This window comes from Kitasatospora sp. NPDC051984, assembly GCF_044593455.1.
Classification (GTDB): domain Bacteria; phylum Actinomycetota; class Actinomycetes; order Streptomycetales; family Streptomycetaceae; genus Kitasatospora.
The window spans coordinates 24,047-46,151 of record NZ_JBIUCB010000026.1 but is presented as its reverse complement, the minus strand read 5'-3'; the positions used below and the strand labels follow the sequence as shown (position 1 = coordinate 46,151).

Below are 22,105 nucleotides of genomic sequence, written 5' to 3'. Positions count from 1 at the left end.
TCCCCCGGGACAGTCTTTCATTCGGGGCGCGAACCACCGGCGGGCGGTGCGGTCCTGTTGGCGTCCGGTCATCGAACCGTGATGGTGACGGTCCGTCAGGATCCCAGCCGGCCGGCTGCTGCGCGGGTGATCAACGGAAACTCACTGGAACGGGTGAGGCGATTTTGTATCCGGCGCTCCGGGATAGGTAACCCTTACCCGAAGGCTCTCGCGCGGCTCAAGGAGCGGATTTGTCCACCACCCTCACCGAGGTTCTCCCGGTCGTCCTGCCGTCGGCCGGGCACCCCACCCCGGACCTGCTGCTCCACCCGGATCCGGCCGTCGCCGCCGAACACGCCGCCACCGAGAGCCTGCTGCGGTGCTGGGCCCGGGAGACCGCCGCCGAACGCCCCGACGGCGACCTGCTGCGCATCCCCGTCCTCGGCGGCGCCGCCCAGCTGTCCGCGCCGGTGCGGCACTGGTCGGCCTGCGGCTGGCACCGGTTCGGCCCCGCCACCGTCTCCACCGGCAACGCCGAACACCCGGTGGACGCCGTCACCGTCGCCGCCCTGGTGGCCGGCGCCACCGGCCGCCCCGAACCCGGCCAGCTCGCCGACCTCACCTCCCGGGTGGCCGACTCGGTCGGCCGCACCGCCGAGATCCTCGCCCACCGGCGGACGTTCACCTCCGCCCCCGTCGACCCGTTCCTGCGCGCCGAACAGTCGCTGCTGCTCGGCCACCCGCTGCACCCCACCCCGAAGAGCCGCGACGGCCTCGGCCCCGCCCAGTCCGCCGCCTACTCGCCGGAGCTGCACGGCTCGTTCCGGCTGCACTGGTGGGCCGTCGACCGCAGTCTGCTCGCCGCGGACTCCGCAGCCGGCGCCCCCGCCGAGCGGCTCACCGCCGAGCTGTACGGCCGCCCGCTGCCCGCCGGCACCGCCGCACTGCCACTGCACCCGTGGCAGGCCCGGGAGCTGACCCTCCGTCCCGCCGTCGCCGACCTGCTGGACCAGGGCCTGCTGACCGACCTCGGCCAGCACGGCGAACCCTGGCACCCCACCAGCTCGGTGCGCACCGTCTGCCGACCCGGCACCCCGTGGATGCTCAAACTCTCGCTGGGCCTGCGGATCACCAACTCCCGCCGGGAGAACCTCCGCAAGGAACTCCACCGCGGCGTCGAGGTACACCGGCTGCTGGAGGCCGGCCTGGGCCGGAAGTGGCAGGCCGCCCACCCCGGCTTCGACATCGTCCGCGACCCGGCCTGGATCGGCGTCGACCACCCCGCCCTCGGCGACCCCAACGGCCTGGACACCGTGCTGCGGGAGCTGCCGTTCGGCCCCGCCGACCGGGCGCTGTGCGTGGCCGGCCTGGTCGCCGAACAGCCCATCGACCCGGACGGCTCGCAACTCGCCCAGCTGATCGGCGAACTCGCCGCCCGCAGCGGCCGACCCGCGGCGACCGTCGCCACCGAATGGTTCCTGCGCTACCTGGACGCCGTGGTGCTGCCGATCCTCTGGCTCGACGGGCAGGCCGGCATCGCGCTGGAGGCCCACCAGCAGAACAGCCTGGTCCTGCTCGACGCGCAGGGCTGGCCCACCGGCGGCCGCTACCGCGACAACCAGGGCTACTACTTCCGCACCTCGCACGCCGACCGGCTGCACCGGATGCTGCCCGGACTCGGCGCGCACAGCGACACCTTCGTCCCCGACGCGGTCGCCGACGAACGCTTCGCCTACTACCTCGGCATCAACCACGTGCTCGGCCTGATCGGCGCCTTCGGCTCCCAGCAACTCGCCGACGAACGACTGCTGCTGGCCGCGCTGCGCCGCTTCCTGTCCGGCCCCGCCGCCACCGCCACCCGCTCCACGCTGCCCGCCCACCTGCTGGACGCCCCCACCCTGCGCTGCAAGGCCAACCTGCTGACCCGGCTGCACGGCCTGGACGAACTGGTCGGCCCGGTGGAGACCCAGTCGGTGTACGTGGAGATCGACAACCCGGTGGCCCGGGCGTGAGGCCCATCGCCACCAGCGCCGGTGAACTCGTCCTGCGCACCGTCCAGTTGAGCACCGACCTGGACCTGATCACCGGCTGGATGAACGACCCGGAGACCGACCGCTGGTGGGCCCTCGCGGGCCCGCCCGGGACCACCGCGGCGCACCTCGCCGGGCAGCTCGACGGCGACGGCCGCAGCCGCCCCGTCCTCGCGCTGCTCGACGGCGAACCCACTGGCTACTTCGAGCTGTACCGCGCCGACCTCGACCCGCTCGCCGCGCACTACCCCGCCCGCCCGCACGATCTGGGCATCCACCTGCTGCTCGCCCCCGCCGCCCGCGGCCGGGGCCTGGGCGCCCTGCTGCTCGACGCGATCGCCGCCCGGCTGCTGCGGGACGAACCCCGCTGCACCCGGGTGCTCGCCGAACCCGACGTCCGCAACACGCCCTCCGTCCGGGCGTTCACCGCCGCCGGATTCACCCGCGCCGCCGATCTCGACCTCCCCGACAAGCGCGCCGCCCTGATGATCCGCGCGCGGCCCGAGACCTAGGACGTCATGAACACTCAGCAGCCCGAGCCGTACGACCTGATCGGCGTCGGCATCGGCCCGTTCAACCTCTCGCTGGCCGCGCTCGCCGACCGGGCCGACACCGTCAGCGCGCTGTTCCTCGACGCCCGCCCCGAATTCCGCTGGCACCCCGGCATGCTGGTGGACGGCGCCCGGATGCAGGTCCCGTTCCTCGCCGACCTGGTCTCGCTGGTCGACCCCACCAACCCGTGGTCGTTCCTCAACTATCTGCGCCACCAGCAGCGGCTGTTCCCGTTCTACTTCAGTGAACGCTTCCAGCTGCCGCGCCGCGAGTACGAGCACTACTGCCGCTGGGCTGCCGACCGGCTCCCCAACTGCCGCTTCGACAGCCCCGTCGACGCCGTCCACTGGGACGCCGGGCAGCAGCACTACCGGGTGCACGCGGCCGGCGCGGTGCACCTGGCCCGGAACCTGGTGCTCGGCGTCGGCACCGAACCCGCCCGCCCCGAGGCGTTCGCGGCGCTGCGCCACCACCCGGCGGTGCTGCACTCCGCCGAGTACCTGACGGAGCGTCAGAGGCTCGACGGCGCACGGGACATCACGGTGGTCGGCTCCGGCCAGTCCGGCGCCGAGGTGTTCCTCGACCTGCTGCGCCGACACGCCGGCGACGGCACCCGGGTGCGCTGGCTCACCCGCACCAGGGCGCTCGCGCCGATGGAGTACTCCAAGCTCGGCCTGGAACAGTTCACCCCCGACTACACCCGCTACTTCCACGGCCTGCCCGAGCCGGTCCGGGACGCCCTGGTGCCCGCCCAGTGGCAACTGCACAAGGCGGCCAGCACGGAGACCCTCGCCGAGATCCACGATCACCTGTACGAGCGCACCGTGGGCCGCCCGATCGACGCCGAACCCGTCGAGATCCTCCCCGGCACCGCCGTCACCGAGGCCCTCCCCGGCCCCGACGGGCGGCTCGAACTGCGCTGCCGGCACACCGACTCCGGCCGCCGCCACCTGATCCGCACCGACGCCGTGGTGCTCGCCACCGGCTACCGGGCGCACCGCCCCGCCCTGCTCGACCCGATCGCCGGGCTGATCGACTGGGACGCACAGGGCCGCTACCGGGTCGACCTCGACCACCGGGTCGCCACCCGGCCGGAACTCACCGGGGGGCTGTACGTCCAGAACGCCGAGTTGCACACTCACGGAGTCGGCACCCCGGACCTCGGGCTCGGCGCGCACCGCGCCGCCGTGATCCTGAACGCCGTCGCGGGCAAGACCCTGCACCCGCTGCCCCACCGCACCGCCTGGACCACCTTCGCACCCGAGCCCGCCCCGGCCCCGGTGCTCCCGCGACCCCAGGAAGGGAACGAGCGTGCCGCAGCCGGCCGTTGACACCGCACTCCACCTGCCGTCCCAGCTCACCACCGGTCACTGGCAGGCCGCCGCACGCGCCATGCTGGCCAAACTGTTCGGCGAATTCGCCTACGAGGAACTGCTGCACCCCCGGCCGGAGGGCGACCACTACCTGCTCGAACTCCCGGACGCCGACTACCGGTTCACCGCGCGCCGGGGCGCCTACGGCAGCTGGCGGGTCGACCCGGCCTCGATAATCGGCGGCGACGACCCGCTGAGATTCCTCCAACAGGCCCGGCACACCCTGAAGCTGACCGGCGACACCACCGGCCACCTGGTCCGCGAACTCACCGCCACCCTGATCGCCGACGCCCACCTGCGGGCCACCGCACTGACCGCCGCCGAACTCGCCGACCTCGACCACGCGGCGCTGGAGGGCAGACAGACCGGCCACCCGTGGATCGTCGCCAACAAGGGCCGGCTCGGCTTCTCCGCCGCCGACGCCGCCCGCTGGGCCCCCGAGGCCCGGCTGCCCCGCACCCTGCCGTGGCTCGCCGTGCACAAGAACCTGGCCGCCTTCCGCGGCGACGAGACCATCTACGACACCGAACTCGACCCCGCGTTCCGCGCCCAACTCGGCGAACGCGCCGACGAGTTCTGGCTGCTGCCGGTGCACCCCTGGCAGTGGGACGAGACCGTGGTCGGCCTGTTCGCGCCCTGGATCGCCAGCGGCGAGATCGTCCCACTGCCCACCGACGGCGACCTGCGGCTGCCCCAGCAGTCCATCCGGTCGTTCTTCAACCTCAGCCGCCCCGACCGGTGCACCGTCAAACTGCCGCTCGCCATCCTCAACACCCTGGTCTGGCGCGGCCTGCCCACCGAACGCGCCCTCGCCGCACCCGCCGTCACCGGCTGGATCCAGGGGTTGCGCGACCAGGACCCGTACCTGCGCGACGAATGCCGGGTGATCCTGCTCGGCGAGATCGCCTCCGTCACCGTCGAACACCCGCTGTACCGGGACCTTCCCGACGCGCCCTACCAGTACAAGGAACTGCTCGGCGCGATCTGGCGCGAGCCGCTCGGCCGCCACCTCGACGACGGCGAACACGGCCGCACCCTGGCCGCGCTGCTGCAGACCGGCTCCGACGGCCGCGCGCTGACCGCCGAACTCGTCGCCCGCTCGGGCCTGGACGTCCGCGAGTGGACCGACCGGCTGTTCACCGTGATGCTGCCGCCGCTGCTGCACTTCCTGTACCGCTACGGCCTGGTGTTCTCCCCGCACGGCGAGAACGCGATCATCGTCTTCGACCAGCAGGACGTCCCCGTCCGGCTCGCCGTCAAGGACTTCGTCGACGACGTCAACATCAGCGACCAGCCGCTGCCGGAACTCGCCGACCTGCCCGACGGCATCGGCGACGTCCTGCTGCGCGAGAACCCCGACTACCTGTGCCAGTTCCTGCACTCCGGGCTGTTCATCGGCGTCTACCGCTACCTCGCACCCCTGCTGGAGGAACAACTCGGCCTCCCCGAGACCGAGTTCTGGGAGCTGCTCGCCGAGCGGATCCGGGACTGCCAGCGGCGCTTCCCGGAACTCGCCGACCGGCACAAACTGTTCGACCTGTTCGCGCCGCGGATCGACCGGCTCTGCCTGAACCGCAACCGGCTGCTGCTCGACGGCTACCGCGACCGCCCGGACCGTCCGCACGCCGCCGTCCACGGCCAGGTCGACAACCCGCTGCACAGCACCGCGCACCTCCCGTCCCGACGGCACCGAATTGTCACCCCGGCCCCGTAGGCTGGTTGCGTCATGACGAACGACACCGCACCCCTGCCCGGCGGCCCGGACGCATCGGCGCCCCCCGTCCCCGCCTCCCGTATCCCGGAGCTGCTGCACGCCGCCGTCAACGCCGTCGGCGGCGTGGAGCGGCCCGGGCAGGTCCGGATGGCCGAGGCGGTCGCCGCCGCCGTCGACGAGGGCGAACACCTCCTCGTCCAGGCCGGCACCGGCACCGGAAAGTCCCTCGCCTACCTGGTGCCCGCCCTCGCCCACGGCGACAACGTGGTGATCGCCACCGCGACGCTCGCCCTCCAGCGCCAGCTCGTCGAACGCGACCTGCCGCGCACCGTCGACGCCCTGCACCCGACGCTGCGCCGCCGCCCGCTGTACGCGATGCTCAAGGGCCGCTCCAACTACCTGTGCCTGCACCGCGCCAACGAGGGCACCCCGAGCGACGAGGGCGAGGGCCTGTTCGACCCGGTCGACGCGCTCGGCGGCCCCACCGGCAAGCTCGGCCAGGACGTCCTGCGGCTGCGCGACTGGGCCGACGAGACCGAGACCGGCGACCGCGACGACCTCACCCCCGGCGTCTCCGACAAGGCCTGGGCCCAGCTCTCCGTCACCTCCAAGGAGTGCCTGGGCGCCGCCCGGTGCGCCTACGGCCAGGAGTGCTTCGCCGAACAGGCCCGCGAACGCGCCAAGTTGGCGGACGTGGTGGTCACCAACCACGCGATGCTGGCGATCGACGCGATCGAGGGCGCGCCCGTCCTCCCCGAACACGGCCTGCTGATCATCGACGAGGCCCACGAGCTGGTGAACCGCGTCACCGGCGCCGCCACCGCCGAACTCACCGTCGGCGCCGTCAACCGGGCGGTCAAGCGCGCCGCGAAACTCGCCAACGAGAAGTCCGTGGACGCGCTGCAGGCCGCCGCCGAGAACTTCCACGGCCTGATGGAGACCGCCCAGCCCGGCCAGGTCGAGGAACTCCCCGAGTACCTCGGCTACGCCGTGGCCGGCATCCGGGACGCCTGCCGCCAGGTCATCACCTCGCTCGGCGAGAACCGCGACAAGGGCCTCAGCGACGAGGACGCCGTCCGCAAGCAGGCGATGGCCTCCGCGGAGACCCTGCACGAGACGGCGGACCGGCTGCTCACCGGCTCCGAGTACGACGTCATCTGGATCGAACGCAGCGACCGCTTCGGCCTCGGCACCGCGTCGCTGCGGGTCGCCCCGCTGTCCGTCTCCGGGCTGCTCCGGGAGAACCTGTACAAGGACCGCTCGGTCGTCCTCACCTCCGCCACCCTCAAGCTCGGCGGCGACTTCAACGGCGTCGCCGCGTCCCTCGGCCTGCCCGGCGAGACCAGGCTGCCCGACCACCGCACCCCCGACGGGCCCAGCGCCGAGACCGGCGAGGACGCCCCGCCGTACTGGCGCGGACTGGACGTCGGCTCCCCGTTCACCTACCCCAAGCAGGGCATCCTCTACGTCGCCAAGCACCTGCCGCCGCCCGGCCGGGAACCCGACCGGCCCGAGATGCTCGACGAACTCACCGAACTGATCGGCGCCTCCGGCGGCCGCACCCTCGGCCTGTTCTCCTCGATGCGGGCCGCGCAGGCCGCGGCCGAAGCCCTCCGGGAACGCCTCGACGTGCCGATCCTCCTCCAGGGCGAGGACACCCTCGGCGAACTCATCCGCACCTTCGCCTCCGACGCGCAGACCTGCCTGTTCGGCACCCTCTCGCTCTGGCAGGGCGTCGACGTCCCCGGCTCCGCCTGCCAGCTCGTCGTCATGGACCGGATCCCCTTCCCGCGCCCCGACGACCCGCTGATGAGCGCCCGCCAGAAGGACGTCGAAGCCCACGGCGGCAACGGCTTCATGGCCGTCGCCGCGACGCACGCCGCGCTCCTGATGGCGCAGGGCGCCGGCCGCCTGGTCCGCGCGGCGGACGACCGCGGCGTCGTCGCCGTCCTCGACCCGCGACTCGCCACCGCGCGGTACGGGAGCTTCTTCCGCTCGTCCATGCCGGACTTCTGGTACACCACGGACCGCAACCAGGTCCGCAGGTCGCTGGCCGCGATCGACGCGTCGGCGCCCCCGGTCAAGCCTCGCTGACTCCCCCGCGCCCCGACAGGGGCGCGGGGAACTGCGCGAAGCAGAAGGCGCTGAACGCAAAGATCGGCCCGACGAGAGAACCCCTCTCCTCGGGCCGATCCACGTAGTGCGTTCAGAGGCGGCGCAGAACGGCCACGACCTTGCCCAGAATGGTCGCGTTGTCGCCGGGAATCGGCTCGTACGCCACGTTGTGCGGCATCAGCCAGATCTTCCCGTCCTCGCGCTTCAGGCGCTTCACCGTCGCCTCGCCGTCGATCATCGCCGCGACGATGTCCCCGTTCTCGGCGACCGGCTGGCGCCGGACCGTGACCCAGTCGCCGTCGCAGATCGCGGCGTCGATCATCGAGTCGCCCTTGACCGTCAGGGCGAACAGCTCGCCCTCGCCGACCAGCTGGCGGGGGAGCGGGAAGACGTCCTCGACGGTCTGTTCGGCGAGGATCGGGCCACCGGCGGCGATCCGGCCGACCAGCGGGACGTAGGAGGTGGAGGGCCGGCCGGAGGTTTCCGCCGCGGCGGGGCGGGCGACCTCGACGCCGCGGACCTCGTAGGCGCGCGGGCGGTGCGGGTCGCGGCGCAGGAAGCCCTTGCGTTCCAGGGCCATCAGCTGGTGGGCGACCGAGGAGGTGGAGGACAGGCCGACGGCCTGGCCGATCTCGCGCATGGACGGCGGGTAGCCGCGCCGCTGGACGGAATCCCGGATGACCTCGATGACGCGGCGCTGGCGCTCGGTCAGTCCTGCCTCGTCGGTGCGGATGCCGGGGGGTCGGCCGGGGAGGGCACGGACGACGGGGGTGGGCACACCGAGCGGGGACTCCTCGATCGGCTGACTACGGCTCATGGTCTGATCCATGCTCTCCTGGTCAGTGGTGCGCGCGGAACGCTCCTGCACCGGGATGGCGGTCTTGGCTTCGACGGTGTGCATGACGCTGGCGGCGCTGGGGGTGGACATCGCGGGCGACCCTCTCGACTGGTGCTCCAACTGCCCAGCTCAACTGGCGCCTCTATCGAAAGGTTGCGCCAAACACACGTTCGAGTGAATTTATTCGAGGTTGCCTGACTTGATCAAGCCTCCGGGTGTAAGTCGATTGCATGTTCGACTCGAACAGTCTATGGGGTCCCGGCGCGCGATGTCCCCGGCCGGTCCCCGGCTGTCACCCGTTCGCCCGGCGTGGCGCCCCATCCGCCACTAGATCTAGTGGCTAGTGTCCTCGATCGGGCACAGGTCTTGTGTTTCGAGTCGGGTAGAGTGGTACGAGTCGTTCGCCGTCGGGTCGCAGGGAGGGAGTTCCAGGTGCACTGCCCCTTCTGTCGGCATCCGGACAGCCGTGTCGTGGACAGTCGCGCCAGCGACGACGGGTGCTCGATCCGCCGCCGCCGGCAGTGCCCGGACTGCAGCCGCCGGTTCACCACCGTCGAGACCGCCACCCTGATGGTGATCAAGCGCAGTGGCGTCACCGAGCCCTTCTCCCGCGAGAAGGTGATCTCCGGCGTCCGCAAGGCCTGCCAGGGCCGCCCGGTCACCGAGGACGCGCTGGCCCAGCTCGGGCAGCGGGTCGAGGAGTGCGTGCGGGCCAGCGGCAGCGCCGAGCTCTCCACCCACGATGTGGGCCTGGCGATACTCGGCCCGCTGAAGGAGCTGGACGTGGTGGCGTACCTGCGGTTCGCCTCCGTCTACCGGGCGTTCGACAACCTCGAGGACTTCGAGGCCGCGATCGCGGAGCTGCGCTCCGAGCGGCCCGCGGTCCCGCTGCCCGTGCCGTAACGGCCGGGTCCTTCCTTTCATCTTTTTTCATTCAAGTCACCGCATTACCCGTGTGCCGTGGCCGGGCTCCGGCCTGCCCGCGCACCAGGAGAACGAACCAGTCGTGCCCGGACTTTTCAGGGCACTTCGGGCGTTTGCCCAGGAGGAGGAGCAAGGCATGACAGACACCACGAGCGGTTCCGCGCGCGGGTCGAAGTCGGAGAAGGCCGCGAAGGGCGCCAAGGCCCCCAAGTCGGGCCTGCGGCTGGAGCGGATCTACACCACTCCTGGGGTCCACCCGTACGACGCGGTCTCCTGGGAGCGCCGGGACGTCGTGATGACCAACTGGCGCGACGGCTCGATCAACTTCGAGCAGCGCGGCGTCGAGTTCCCCGACTTCTGGTCGGTGAACGCGGTGAACATCGTCACCAGCAAGTACTTCCGCGGCGCGGTCGGCACCCCGCAGCGCGAGTGGAGCCTGAAGCAGATCATCGACCGCGTGGTGCTCACCTACCGCGCCGCCGGTGAGAAGCACGGCTACTTCGCCTCCCCGGCCGACGCCGAGATCTTCGAGCACGAGCTGACGTACGCCCTCCTCCACCAGGTGTTCAGCTTCAACTCGCCGGTCTGGTTCAACGTCGGCACCCAGCAGCCGCAGCAGGTCTCCGCCTGCTTCATCCTGTCCGTCGACGACTCCATGGAGTCGATCCTGGACTGGTACAAGGAAGAGGGCATGATCTTCAAGGGCGGTTCGGGCGCAGGCCTGAACCTGTCCCGGATCCGCTCCTCCAAGGAGCTGCTGTCCTCCGGTGGCAACGCCTCCGGCCCGGTCTCCTTCATGCGCGGCGCCGACGCGTCGGCCGGCACCATCAAGTCCGGTGGCGCGACCCGCCGGGCCGCCAAGATGGTCGTCCTCGACGTCGACCATCCGGACGTCGAGGCCTTCATCGAGACCAAGGTGAAGGAGGAGGAGAAGATCCGCGCCCTGCGCGACGCCGGGTTCGACATGGACCTCGGCGGCGACGACATCGCCTCCGTCCAGTACCAGAACGCCAACAACTCGGTCCGCGTCAACGACGAGTTCATGACCGCGGTCGAGAACGGCACCGGCTTCGGCCTGCGCGGCCGGATGACCGGCGAGGTCATCGAGACCGTCGACGCCAAGGGCCTGTTCCGCAAGATGGCCGAGGCCGCGTGGGCCTGCGCCGACCCGGGCATCCAGTACGACTCGGTGATCAACCACTGGCACACCTGCCCCGAGTCGGGCCGGATCAACGCCTCCAACCCGTGTTCCGAGTACATGCACCTGGACAACTCCAGCTGCAACCTGGCCTCGCTGAACCTGATGAAGTTCCTCCGCGACGACGACACTTTCGACGCGCAGACCTTCGCCAAGGTCGTCGAGCTGGTCATCACCGCGATGGACATCTCCATCTGCTTCGCCGACTTCCCGACCGAGAAGATCGGCGAGACCACCCGCGCCTACCGCCAGCTCGGCATCGGCTACGCCAACCTCGGCGCCCTGCTGATGGCCACCGGCCACGCCTACGACTCCGCGGGCGGCCGCGCCCTGGCCGGCGCGATCACCTCGCTGATGACCGGCACCGCCTACCGCCGCTCCGCCGAACTCGCCGGCGTGGTCGGCCCGTACGACGGCTACGCCCGCAACGCCGCCCCGCACCAGCGCGTGATGAAGCAGCACGCGGACGCCTCCTCCGCCGTCGCCCCGCTCGACGACCTGGACGCTCCGGTGTGGGCCGTCGCCAACGACACCTGGACCGACGTGGTCCGGCTCGGCGCGCAGAACGGCTTCCGCAACGCGCAGGCCTCGGTGCTCGCCCCGACCGGCACCATCGGCCTGATGATGGACTGCGACACCACCGGCGTCGAACCCGACCTGGCCCTGGTCAAGTTCAAGAAGCTGGTCGGCGGCGGCTCGATGCAGATCGTCAACGGCACCGTCCCGCGCGCCCTGAAGCGCCTCGGCTACCAGGACGAGCAGATCGAGGCGATCGTCGCGCACATCGGCGAGACCGGAAACGTCATCGACGCGCCCGGCCTGAAGGCCGCCCACTACGAGGTGTTCGACTGCGCCATGGGCGAGCGGTCGATCTCCCCGATGGGCCACGTGCGGATGATGGCCGCGATCCAGCCGTGGATCTCCGGCGCGATCTCCAAGACCGTCAACATGCCGGAGAACGCCACCGTCGAGGACGTCGAGGAGATCTACTTCCAGGCCTGGAAGCTCGGCGTCAAGGCGCTCGCCATCTACCGCGACAACTGCAAGGTCGGCCAGCCGCTCTCGGCCAAGACCAAGGCCCCGGCGGCCACTTCGGTTTCCGCCCCGGCCGCGGCCCCCGCCGTCGAGAAGGTCGTCGAGTACCGCCCGACCCGCAAGCGCCTGCCCAAGGGCCGCCCCGGCATCACCACCTCCTTCACGGTCGGCGGCGCCGAGGGCTACATGACCGCCAACTCCTACCCGGACGACGGCCTCGGCGAGGTCTTCCTGAAGATGTCCAAGCAGGGCTCGACCCTCGCGGGCATGATGGACGCCTTCTCCATCGCCGTCTCGGTCGGCCTCCAGTACGGCGTCCCGCTGGAGACGTACGTCGCCAAGTTCACCAACATGCGCTTCGAGCCGGCCGGTCTGACCGACGACCCGGACGTGCGGATGGCGCAGTCCATCGTGGACTACATCTTCCGACGCCTGGCCCTCGACTTCCTGCCGTTCGAGACCCGCTCCGCGCTCGGCATCCACTCCGTCGAGGAGCGCACCCGGCACCTGGAGACCGGCTCCTACGAGCCGATCGAGGACGAGCTCGACGTCGAGTCGCTGGCCCAGTCCGCGCCGCTCGCCGCCGAGAAGCCGCACGTCGCCCTGCCGGTCGTCGAGCAGCCCAAGTCGGCCCCGGCCGCGCACAACTCCACGGAGCTCGCCGAGATCCGCCTCGGCCTGAACGCCGACGCGCCGCTCTGCTTCTCCTGCGGCACCAAGATGCGCCGCGCCGGCAGCTGCTACCTCTGCGAGGGCTGCGGCTCCACCAGCGGCTGCAGCTGACAAGCCGTCAACGTGCAGTGACGCGCAGGGCGTCGACCGTAATTCGGTCGGCGCCCTGCGCCGTGTGCGGGCACAATGCCGGGATGGACGAGGCATCGAACAACCGGCTGGAACTGCGCATCGAGGACGCCTCGGAAGGACGGCGCCACCTCCGGCTGCTGGTCGACGGGCGCGACCTGCTGGACACGGGGTTCGCCGATGGGCACCTCGGCCCGGACCCGCGGTCGCTGCTCGGGCCGTACAGCCCGCTGGTTCCGGGTCTTGAGCCCCGGGAAGTCCGGCTCCACCTGTCCGGATGCGGCGAGAAGTGCTGCGGCGCCCTGTACGTGACGGTGCGCCAGGAGGGCGGCGTCGTGGTCTGGGACGGCTGGCGCAACCCGTACATCAAGGACCTCGATCTCCCGGCGTACCGGTTCGACGCCGGGCAGTACCTCGGGGAGATCGACCGCGCGGGCACCGGTGTCCAGGACTGGCCCGCGCGCGGCGTCGGCCGTCTGTTGCAGGCCCAACTCGTCCGTCGGCCGGAGCTGTTGGCCGCCTGGGAGTGCGAGCTCGATGAGGTGTGGACCTGGCCCGGGGGCCCTGACCGGATCGACCTGACCTTCTACCACCCGGCCGTGCCGGTCGGCCGCGGCACATCTCCGCACTTGCAGTTCCTGGCCGAGCTGACCGTTCCCGCCGGAGACCCAGTCGCCCTGGCCGCCGAGCTGGTCGACCGTCTCACCTCGGCGGACCCGCGCGCCTGGGCGCGGGTCTGCGGCGGCAGTGCGGAGTACGCGGAACAGCTCGGCTACCCGTGGCCGGAGGACCTGTGACCCCGGGGTGACCCCGTTCCCCCGGGTGCGTCGGCCGGGCTGCCGGACGCGGGTGGCCCGCGCAGGCTGGGGGAGGAGAGGGGTGAGCGCGATGCGGCAGATCGTGGTGACGGGCGGGACGGGGACGCTGGGGCGGGTCGTGGTGCGCCGGTTGGTGGCGCGAGGGCGCCCGGTGCGGGTGGTGAGCCGGCAGGCGCACACGCCGGGGGAGCACGGGTGGGCGGTCGCGGATCTGGTGACCGGCCGCGGGGTGGAGGCGGCGCTGGCGGGCGCGACCACGGTGGTGCACTGCGCGACCACCAACGGGAAGCGGGACGTGGAGGCGACCGGCCGGCTGGTCGCGGCGGCCCGCGCGGCCGGCGTCGCGCACCTGGTGTATGTGTCGATCGTCGGCGTGGACGCGGTGCCGCTCGGCTACTACCGGGCGAAGGAGGAGTGCGAGCGGTTGATCGCCGGGTCCGGTCTCGGCTGGACGGTGCTGCGGGCCACCCAGTTCCACGACCTGGTGCTGCGGGTGCTGGAGGGGCTGTCGAAGGCGCCGGTGCTGCTGCTGCCGCGCGGGGTGGCGTTCCAGCCGGTGGACGTCCGCGACGTCGCGGAGCGGCTGGCGGACCTGGCGGAGGGCGGGCCGGCCGGGCGGGTGGCGGACTTCGGTGGCCCGCAGGTGCGCGCGGTCGAGGCGCTGGCGGCGGAGTTCCTGCACGCGCGGGGCCGGCGGCGGCCGGTGCTGCGGGTGCCGACGCCGGGCGGGGCGGTGCGAGCGATGCGCGCCGGGGCGAACCTGACGCCCGAGCACGCGGACGGGCGGATCACCTTCGCGGAGTTCCTGGCGGAGCGGTACTGATTTTGTCAACCAAGGTTGACGGGCCCGCCCGTGTCAACCTATGTTGACACCATGAGCGAGACGAGACAGCTCGCGGCCGACGCGAGCAGCGGCGACCCGGCGATCGGCCTGCGCGCCGTCCGGGCGCTGCGCGACCTGGCCGACCGGCTGGAGGAACTCCAGGTCGGCAACGCCCGCGGCAAGGGCTGGTCCTGGCACGAGATCGCGGTCTGCCTGGGCGTGACCCGGCAGGCGGTGCACAAGAAGTACGCCAAGCGGACGACCGAACGGGGAGGGGACTGAGATGTTCGAACGGTTCGCGGCGGAGGCCCGCCGCACGGTGACGCTCGCCGCCGAGGAGGCGCAGCTCCTGCGCCACGACCACCTGGGCGCCGAGCACCTGCTGCTCGGCCTGCTCGCCCAGCCGCAGGACCCGACGGCCGTACTGCTCGGCCGCTTCGGCATCGGCCTCGACGAGGCCAGGCGTGCGGTGGGCGGCCCCGACCCGGAGCGGGACGGGGCGGCGCTGGCGGCGATCGGCATCGACCTGGCGGCGGTCCGCGAGGCCGTCGAGTCGACGTTCGGCCCGGGCGCGCTGGACGCCCCGCCGCCGGGCCGGCCGTCGCGCTGGGGCGGTCCGAGGTTCACCGACTCGGCCAAGCGGGTGCTGGCGCTGTCGCTGCGCGCGGCGGCCGGGCGGCGGGTGCGCCGGATCGAGACCGGCCACCTGTTGCTCGGGCTGATCCGGGAGGGCGGTGCGGCGGCGCGGTTGCTGCGCGAGCGGGGTGTGGACCTGGCGGATCTGGAGCGGGAGGCGGAGGCGGCGCTGACGGACGGCCGGGCGGCGGCCTCGTAGCACGGCGCGGTCACAACTGGAGTGCTGCCCGATGAAGGTCGAACGCGCTCCTTGGCGTGGGGTGGTCGGTGGGTTAACGTCTTTGAGCCAGCGATCAGCTGGGTACACAGACCCCATCTTCGGTACAGCGCAGTGTTGTTTCTCTTACGGCTGGCATGCCCATGCCCTGGCAAGGAGGACCGCATTGATCATCCCCGTGACCACTGGACGCCGGAGGCTGCTGGCCGTACCGGCTGTTCTGGCACTGGCATTGACAGCCGCCTGTTCCAACAGCTCCTCGTCCGGCGGGGGCGGGGCGCCGGCCGCCGCGCTCACCGGTGACTGCGCCAAGTACCAGGCCTACGCCGGTCATTCGGGTACCAAGGTGTCGATGTACGCGTCGATCCTGGCGCCCGAGTCGGACTCGCTGGAGAAGTCCTGGGCCGACTTCAGCTCCTGCACCGGCATCAAAATCGTCTACGAGGGCTCCAACGACTTCGAGTCGCAGCTGCCGGTCCGGGTGGCCGGCGGCAACGCCCCCGACCTGGCGGTCATCCCGCAACCCGGCCTGCTCGCCCAGATGGTGAAGAGCGGCAAGGTGGTCAAGCCCCCGCAGCAGACCGTCGACAACGAGAACAAGTGGTCGCCGATCTGGAAGACCTACGGATCGGTCAACGGCACCTTCTACGCGGCGCCGATGAGCGCCAACATGAAGTCCCTGGTCTGGTACTCCCCGAAGGCCTTCAAGGCCGCCGGCTACGAAGTCCCCAAGACCTGGGCCGACTTGATGGCGCTCAGCGACAAGATCGCCAAGGCCGGCGCGACCAAGCCCTGGTGCGGCGGCATCGGCTCCGGCACCGCCACCGGCTGGCCCGCCACCGACTGGCTGGAGGAGATCGTCCTCGGCTCGTACGGCGGCGACGTCTACGACCAGTGGGTCAGCCACAAGGTGAAGTTCTCCGACGAGAAGATCACCACAGCGATGAAGACCGTCGCCGACTGGATGCAGAACCCGGCCTGGGTCAACGGCGGCTTCGGCGACGTCAAGTCGATCGCCACCACCACCTTCCAGGACGCCGGCACCCCGATCCTCAGCAACAAGTGCGCGATGCTCCAGCAGGCGTCCTTCTACCGCGCGCAGTGGCCCAAGGGCACCAACATCGGCCCCGACGGCGACGTCTTCGCCTTCCACCTGCCCGCGGTGAACCCGCAGGTCACCAGCCCGGTCGAGGGCGGCGGCGAATTCCTCACCGCGTTCTCCGACCGGCCCGAGGTGCAGGCCGTGCAGAACTACCTGTCCACCTCGGAGTGGGCCGGCAGCCGGGTCAAGGTCTCGCCGGGCTGGGTCTCCGCCAACCAGGGCGTCGACAAGAGCCTCTACACCGACCCGATCGACAAGCTGTCCGCCCAGTTCCTCACCGACCCGACCGCCACCTTCCGGTTCGACGCCTCCGACCTGATGCCCGCCGCCGTCGGCGCCGGCGCCGAATGGAAGGCGCTCACCGCCTGGTTCGCCGAGGGCCAGTCGATCCAGAAGACGGCCGGCGACATCGACGCCGCCTGGCCCCAGTAGGTCGAACTCGCAGGGCAGCGCGGGCAGGTGAGCCGTCCGCCCGCGCTGCCCTCCCCATGCCCGGGATCACCAGGTCTTGAGGAAGGACCCTGCGCATGCCCACCGACACCCGGCTCGCCGGGCCGGCGCTCCAGCTCGCGGACTCGCTGTGGCAGGACGCGGCAGTCAAGTTCGGCAACACCGGCGGCGCCGTACTGGGCTTCGTCGGCATCCTGCTCGCCGTGTTCTTCGCGGCCGGCCGCGCCACCGGACGCTTCTCCCGGCCACTGGCGATCGCGCTGATGCTCGGCCCGGCGATCGTCCTGCTGCTCACCGGCCTGGTGGTGCCGCTGGTGCGCACCGTCGTGCTGAGCTTCCTGGACGCCGACAGCGCGAGCTTCGTCGGCGGGAAGAACTACGGCTGGGCGCTGACCAGTTCACCCATCCACGGGGTGCTGCTGAACACCCTGCTGTGGCTGGTGATCGCCCCCCTCGCGGCCACCGGGCTCGGCCTCGCGCTGGCCCTGATGGTGGACCGGATGCGCGGGCAGGCGGTCTGGAAGTCGCTGATCTTCATGCCGATGGCGGTCTCGCTGGTGGCCGCCTCGCTGATCTTCAAGCTGGTGTACGAGTCGCGCGGCGCCGGGCAGAACCAGGTCGGCCTGCTCAGCCAGCTCGCCGTCGCGCTCGGCTGGGACGACCCGCCGAACTGGATCCTGTCCCAGCCGCTGAACAACTTCCTGCTGATGGCCGTCCTGATCTGGGTGCAGACCGGCTTCGCCATGGTGGTGCTGTCCGCCGCGATCAAGGCCATCCCGGACGAGATCACCGAGGCCGCCCGGCTCGACGGCGCCACCGGCCTGCGGCTGTTCCTGCACGTCACCGTGCCGATGATCCGCACCACGCTGGTGGTGGTGCTCACCACCATCATGATCATCACGCTGAAGGCCTTCGACATCGTCCGCACCATGACCGGAGGCAACTACGGCACCCAGGTGCTCGCCAACGAGATGTACTCGCAGAGCTTCGAGCAGTACAACTACGGACGCGGCAGCGCCCTCGCGGTGATCCTCTTCCTCGCGGTGGTCCCCCTGGTGGTCTACAACATCGCCCTGCTGCGCAAGGAGCGTGCGACCCGATGAGCGCCCAGCCCACCCTGGCCCCCGCCAAGGCACCCGAGCCCGAACTGCCGCCCGTGAAGGCCGTCCGGCGGTCCTTCAGCAGCCCGCTGGCGAGCCTCCTGGTGGTCGTCGTGACCGCTCTGTGGACCATCCCGACCGTCGGTCTGCTGGTCACCTCGCTGCGCCCCAAGGCCGACGTGGCGTCCACCGGCTGGTGGGAGGCGTTCGTCCACCCCGACTTCGGGCTGGAGAACTACCGGGCGGTGCTGTTCGACAACTCCTTCGGCACCTCCGGCGGCCTGATGCCGTACCTGGTCAACTCGGTGGCGATCAGCATCCCCGCCACCGTCTTCCCGCTGGTGCTGGCCGCGATGGCGGCGTACGCGCTGGCCTGGGTGCGGTTCAAGGGCAGCGACACCCTGTTCTTCGTGATCTTCGCGCTGCAGATCGTTCCGTTGCAGATGTCGCTGATCCCGCTGCTGCGGCTGTTCTCCGGCGGCGCCCACCTCGGCTCGATGACGATCATTCCGGCGCTCAATCTGAAGGACACCTATGTGCCGGTGTGGCTGACCCACACGATGTTCGCGCTGCCGCTGGCGATCTTCCTGCTGCACAACTTCATCGCCCAGCTGCCGCGCGACCTGATGGAGGCCGCGGTGGTGGACGGCGCCTCGCACTTCAAGATCTTCCGCTCGATCGTGCTGCCGCTGAGCGCCCCCGCGCTGGCCTCGTTCGCCATCTTCCAGTTCCTGTGGGTGTGGAACGACCTGCTGGTGGCGCTCACCTTCGCCGGCGGCAATCCGACGGTCGCGCCGATGACCTCCCGGCTCGCCCAGCTGTCCGGCTCCAACGGCAGCCGCTGGGAACTGCTCTCGGCGGGCGCCTTCCTGTCGATGCTGGTGCCGCTGGCGGTGTTCTTCGCGCTGCAGCGCTTCTTCGTCCGCGGGCTGCTGGCAGGGTCGGTGAAGGGCTGAAGCCTGTGACGCCTGCGACCGGGTTGTTCAAGTGTTGAACGCAAACGGCTGTGTTGAAGGTGTGCAGACATACTGGTCGGATGCGGAGCTTTCGCGTTCGAGTTGGCCGGAAGTCGTGGCTGTGATGTGAGGGTTCTGCGGACGCGCCGGGGTCGGAGCCGATAGGACGGAGGACGGCACTTCTGCCGTTCATCCGGTCATCCGACCTTGGGGGGTTGGCGTGAGGTTCAGAAAACGGCTCGCCGGGCTGCTCGTGGCCCTGCTCGCATCCACCGGACTGATGGCGGCGCCCGCGGCACACGCGGGCACCACCGCCGTCCTCGGCAACAACACCGTCGGTACCGCCACCGACTCCGGCGACTCCAACTACATCAACACCTCGCGCTTCGTGACCGGCTCCAGCGGCGGAACGGTCAACAGCGTCAGCGTGTACGTGGGCGCCGTCGGCTCCACGCCCAACGACCAGTACCAGGTCGCGGTGTACGGCGACGTCGCCGGCAAGCCCGGCCCGCTGCTCGGCTCCTCCGCGTCCGGCACGCTCACCGCGCACGCCTGGAACACCCTGCCGGTCGCCGCGACCCTCGCGCCCAACACGCCCTACTGGCTGGCGTACAACTCCAACGGTGTCTCCGCCGCCGTCAACAACCTCAACTACTCCGGCGGCGGCCAGAGCGGCTACTCCACCGGCGGCCAGGCCTTCGGCACCTGGCCCAGCAGTTTCGGCGCCGTCTCCACCGGCAGCCTCAACTACTCCATCTACGCCACCTACACCCCGTCCGGCGGCGGCAGCACCACACCCGGCAACGGCCCCGGCAACGAGGGCCCGATCCTGCTGGTCACCGACCCCGCCAACCCGTACACCTCGTACTACGGCGAGATCCTCAAGGCCGAGGGCCTGAACTACTACAAGACCGCCGACCTCGGCACCGTCACCTCCGCCACGCTCGCCCAGTACGACGTGGTGCTGCTGGCGGAGAACCAGCTGACGGCCGCCCAGACCACCATGTTCACCACCTGGGTGAACGGCGGCGGACGGCTGGTCGCGATGCGGCCCGACAAGCAGCTCGCCGGGCTGCTCGGCCTCACCGCCACCACCGACACGCTGGCCGACTCCTACCTGAAGATCGACACCACCGCCGCGCCCGGCACCGGACTGACCTCCGACACCATGGGCTTCCACGGCACCGCCGACAAGTACACGCTGAACGGCGCCACCGCCGTGGCCACCCTGTACAGCGACGTCGCCGTGGCCACCACCAACCCGGCCGTCACCCTGCGCACCGCCGGCACCGGCCAGGCCGCCGCGTTCACCTTCGACCTCGCCAAGTCCGTGGTGCAGACCCGCCAGGGCAACATCGCCTGGGGCGGACAGCAGCGCGACAACGTGGACGGCATCGAAGCCAGCGAGATGTTCTTCGGCACGGGCGGCCAACTCAACTGGAACAACCTCGACAAGGCGCAGATCCCGATCGCCGACGAACAGCAGCGCCTGCTCGGCAACCTGATCACCACCATGGACGCCGCCAAGAAGCCGCTGCCGAAGTTCTGGTACTTCCCCCGCGACGTCAAGGCCGTCGTGGTGATGACCGGTGACGACCACGGCATCGGCGGCACCACCGGACGCTTCGACGGCTACATCGCGCAGAGCCCGGCCGGCTGCAACGTCGCCAACTGGGAGTGCGTGCGCGCCTCGTCCAACGTCTACACCAGCGGGCCGATGACCGACGCCCAGGCCAAGGCCTACTCCGACCAGGGCTTCGAGATCAGCACCCACATCACCACGAACTGCACCCCGTGGGGCGCCCCCACCGATCTGGCGAACGTCTACACCACCCAGCTCGCCGCCTGGAAGGCCAAGTACCCCTCGCTGCCCAACCCGGACAGCACCCGCACCCACTGCGTCGAGTGGGACGACTGGGCCACCCAGGCCAAGACCAAGCTGGCCAACGGCATCCGGCTGGACACCGATTACTACTACTACCCGGGCAGCTTCGTGCAGGACCGGCCCGGCTACTTCAACGGCACCGGCCTGCCGATGAAGTTCGCGGACAGCAACGGCGCCACCATCAACGAGTACCAGGCCACCACCCAACTCACCGACGAGTCCGGGCAGTCCATGCCGGGCACCGTCAACACGCTGCTGGACAACGCGTACAACGCCAAGGGCTACTACACCGTCCTGACCGCCAACATCCACACCGACTACGCCGCTTCCACCGCGTCCGACCAGGTCATCGCCTCGGCCAAGGCGCACGGCACCCCCGTGGTCTCCGGCCGCCAGCTGCTGAACTGGCTGGACTTCCGCAACGGCTCCGCGTTCTCCGGGATGGCGTGGAACGCGAACACCCTGAGCTTCAGCATCACCGGCGGCGCGAACGGCCTGCGCGCCATGGTCCCGGTCAACTCGGCGGGCGGCACCCTCACCGGCATCAAGCAGGGCACCACCGCCGTCAACTACCGGATCGAGACCATCCACGGCATCACGTACGCCTTCTTCGACGGCAACGTGGGCTCCTACACCGCGACCTACGGCACCGACACCGTCCCGCCGACCGTCACCGGTTCCGTCCCGGCCAACGGCGCGACCGGCGTCGCCGCCACCGCCCCGGTGAAGGCCTCCTTCAGCGAGCCGGTCCAGGCCGCCACCGTCAACTCCACCAACGTCACGCTGAAGACCACCAGCGGCGGCACCGCGGTGGCCGGCACCGTCGCGCTGGACTCCGCGACCAACACCGCCACCTTCACCCCGAACGCCGCCCTCTCGCTCAACACCGGCTACACGCTGAGCGTCGCCAACGTGAAGGACCTGGCGGGCAACACCCAGGCCGCCGCCTACACGGCGGCCTTCACCACCGCCGGCGCACCGCCGCAGACCATCGGCAACAACGCCATCGGCACCCAGCTCGACGACACCAACTCCAACCACCTCAACGGCTCGAAGATCACCACCGGCAACTCGCCGATCGCGCTCAGCTCGCTGAACGTGCACACCGGACAGACCAGCGCCTCGCCCAACAACCAGTTCCAGATCGCCGTCTACAGCGACAACGGTGGCTCGCCGGACGCCCTGCTGGCCACCAGTTCGGTCGGCGTGCTGAACGCCAACGCCTGGAACAGCGCCGCCGTCACCTACACGCTGGCCGCCAACACCACCTACTGGCTGGTCTACAACTCCAACGGCACCAGCTCCACCGTCAACAACATGCACTACAGCTCCGGCCCCGCCGGGTCCGGCGTCTACAGCAACGCGAGCGTCCCGTTCGGCACCTTCCCGGCGAGCTTCGGCACCGCCGTGAAGGACAACCTCGTGTACTCGCTGTACGGGGCCTACTGACCGGGCCTGTTGGCCCCGTCCGACGTCCCACCCGTTGTCCCGCTTGTCGTCCCACCGCCGGGGCGGTTTGTGTCACAAGTCTGTGACCAAGCCGCCCCGGCGGCTTTTTG

General features: G+C 70.8%; 16 protein-coding genes. 15 read left to right on the top strand and 1 reads right to left on the bottom strand.

Annotated features, from left to right (window positions below; genetic code table 11):
- The first annotated feature begins 230 nt into the window (after positions 1-230).
- Genes ACIHEI_RS32065 through ACIHEI_RS32045 form a run of 5 tightly spaced genes read left to right on the top strand, consistent with a single transcriptional unit; the run spans position 231 to position 7,742 of the window.
- The gene (locus ACIHEI_RS32065) at positions 231-1,991 is read left to right on the top strand and encodes an IucA/IucC family protein (protein WP_387648782.1); all 1,761 of its coding nucleotides are present in this window, start codon (positions 231-233) and stop codon (positions 1,989-1,991) included.
- On the top strand, positions 1,883-2,521 hold the full coding sequence (locus ACIHEI_RS32060) for a GNAT family N-acetyltransferase (RefSeq protein ID WP_396609188.1): 639 nt from the start codon (positions 1,883-1,885) through the stop codon (positions 2,519-2,521). The genes ACIHEI_RS32065 and ACIHEI_RS32060 overlap by 109 nt, the downstream gene beginning before the upstream one ends.
- 6 nt (positions 2,522-2,527) lie before the next feature.
- Positions 2,528-3,892, top strand: coding sequence for a lysine N(6)-hydroxylase/L-ornithine N(5)-oxygenase family protein (locus tag ACIHEI_RS32055; protein WP_396609161.1), 1,365 nt, complete (start codon positions 2,528-2,530; stop codon positions 3,890-3,892).
- Positions 3,873-5,648 (top strand): IucA/IucC family protein, encoded by a 1,776-nt coding sequence (locus ACIHEI_RS32050; protein ID WP_392955424.1) that lies wholly within the window; start codon positions 3,873-3,875, stop codon positions 5,646-5,648. The genes ACIHEI_RS32055 and ACIHEI_RS32050 overlap by 20 nt, the downstream gene beginning before the upstream one ends.
- A gap of 12 nt (positions 5,649-5,660) precedes the next feature.
- Positions 5,661-7,742 carry an ATP-dependent DNA helicase gene (locus ACIHEI_RS32045; protein WP_387648788.1) on the top strand — a complete coding sequence of 694 codons (2,082 nt, stop codon included), beginning with the start codon at positions 5,661-5,663 and terminating at the stop codon, positions 7,740-7,742.
- Positions 7,743-7,854: 112 nt separating this feature from the next.
- On the opposite strand, the gene lexA is transcribed toward ACIHEI_RS32045, so the two are convergent.
- Entirely contained in the window at positions 7,855-8,580 is a 726-nt protein-coding gene (gene lexA, locus ACIHEI_RS32040; protein ID WP_198520699.1) for a transcriptional repressor LexA, read from the bottom strand.
- 453 nt (positions 8,581-9,033) lie between these two features.
- Here lexA and nrdR point away from each other — a divergent pair, with 453 nt between their 5' ends.
- The 10 genes from nrdR to ACIHEI_RS31990 all read left to right on the top strand — a co-directional run bounded on the left by nrdR (position 9,034) and on the right by ACIHEI_RS31990 (position 21,995).
- On the top strand, positions 9,034-9,504 hold the full coding sequence (nrdR, locus tag ACIHEI_RS32035; RefSeq protein ID WP_387648791.1) for a transcriptional regulator NrdR: 471 nt from the start codon (positions 9,034-9,036) through the stop codon (positions 9,502-9,504).
- 157 nt (positions 9,505-9,661) lie between these two features.
- The gene (locus ACIHEI_RS32030) at positions 9,662-12,541 is read left to right on the top strand and encodes a vitamin B12-dependent ribonucleotide reductase (RefSeq protein WP_396609160.1); all 2,880 of its coding nucleotides are present in this window, start codon (positions 9,662-9,664) and stop codon (positions 12,539-12,541) included.
- 83 nt (positions 12,542-12,624) lie between these two features.
- Positions 12,625-13,356, top strand: a complete 732-nt coding sequence (locus tag ACIHEI_RS32025) for a hypothetical protein (protein WP_396609159.1) — start codon at positions 12,625-12,627, stop codon at positions 13,354-13,356.
- A 91-nt stretch (positions 13,357-13,447) separates the two neighbouring features.
- Positions 13,448-14,200: an SDR family oxidoreductase gene (locus tag ACIHEI_RS32020; protein ID WP_396609187.1), complete on the top strand. Its 753-nt coding sequence runs from the start codon at positions 13,448-13,450 to the stop codon at positions 14,198-14,200.
- A 51-nt stretch (positions 14,201-14,251) separates the two neighbouring features.
- Entirely contained in the window at positions 14,252-14,482 is a 231-nt protein-coding gene (locus ACIHEI_RS32015) for an RNA polymerase subunit sigma-70 (protein ID WP_387648797.1), read from the top strand.
- Position 14,483: 1 nt separating this feature from the next.
- Entirely contained in the window at positions 14,484-15,035 is a 552-nt protein-coding gene (locus ACIHEI_RS32010) for a Clp protease N-terminal domain-containing protein (protein ID WP_396609158.1), read from the top strand.
- Between the two features lie 184 nt (positions 15,036-15,219).
- Positions 15,220-16,587, top strand: a complete 1,368-nt coding sequence (locus ACIHEI_RS32005) for an ABC transporter substrate-binding protein (RefSeq protein WP_392955412.1) — start codon at positions 15,220-15,222, stop codon at positions 16,585-16,587.
- A gap of 95 nt (positions 16,588-16,682) precedes the next feature.
- Complete coding sequence (locus tag ACIHEI_RS32000) at positions 16,683-17,708, top strand: carbohydrate ABC transporter permease (protein ID WP_396609157.1); 1,026 nt, start codon at positions 16,683-16,685, stop codon at positions 17,706-17,708.
- A complete protein-coding gene (locus tag ACIHEI_RS31995) occupies positions 17,705-18,661 on the top strand; it encodes a carbohydrate ABC transporter permease (RefSeq protein ID WP_387866649.1) in 957 nt (318 codons plus the stop codon). Before ACIHEI_RS32000 ends, ACIHEI_RS31995 begins: the two co-directional genes overlap by 4 nt.
- Positions 18,662-18,881: 220 nt before the next feature.
- Entirely contained in the window at positions 18,882-21,995 is a 3,114-nt protein-coding gene (locus ACIHEI_RS31990; protein ID WP_396609156.1) for an Ig-like domain-containing protein, read from the top strand.
- Positions 21,996-22,105 lie beyond the last annotated feature (110 nt).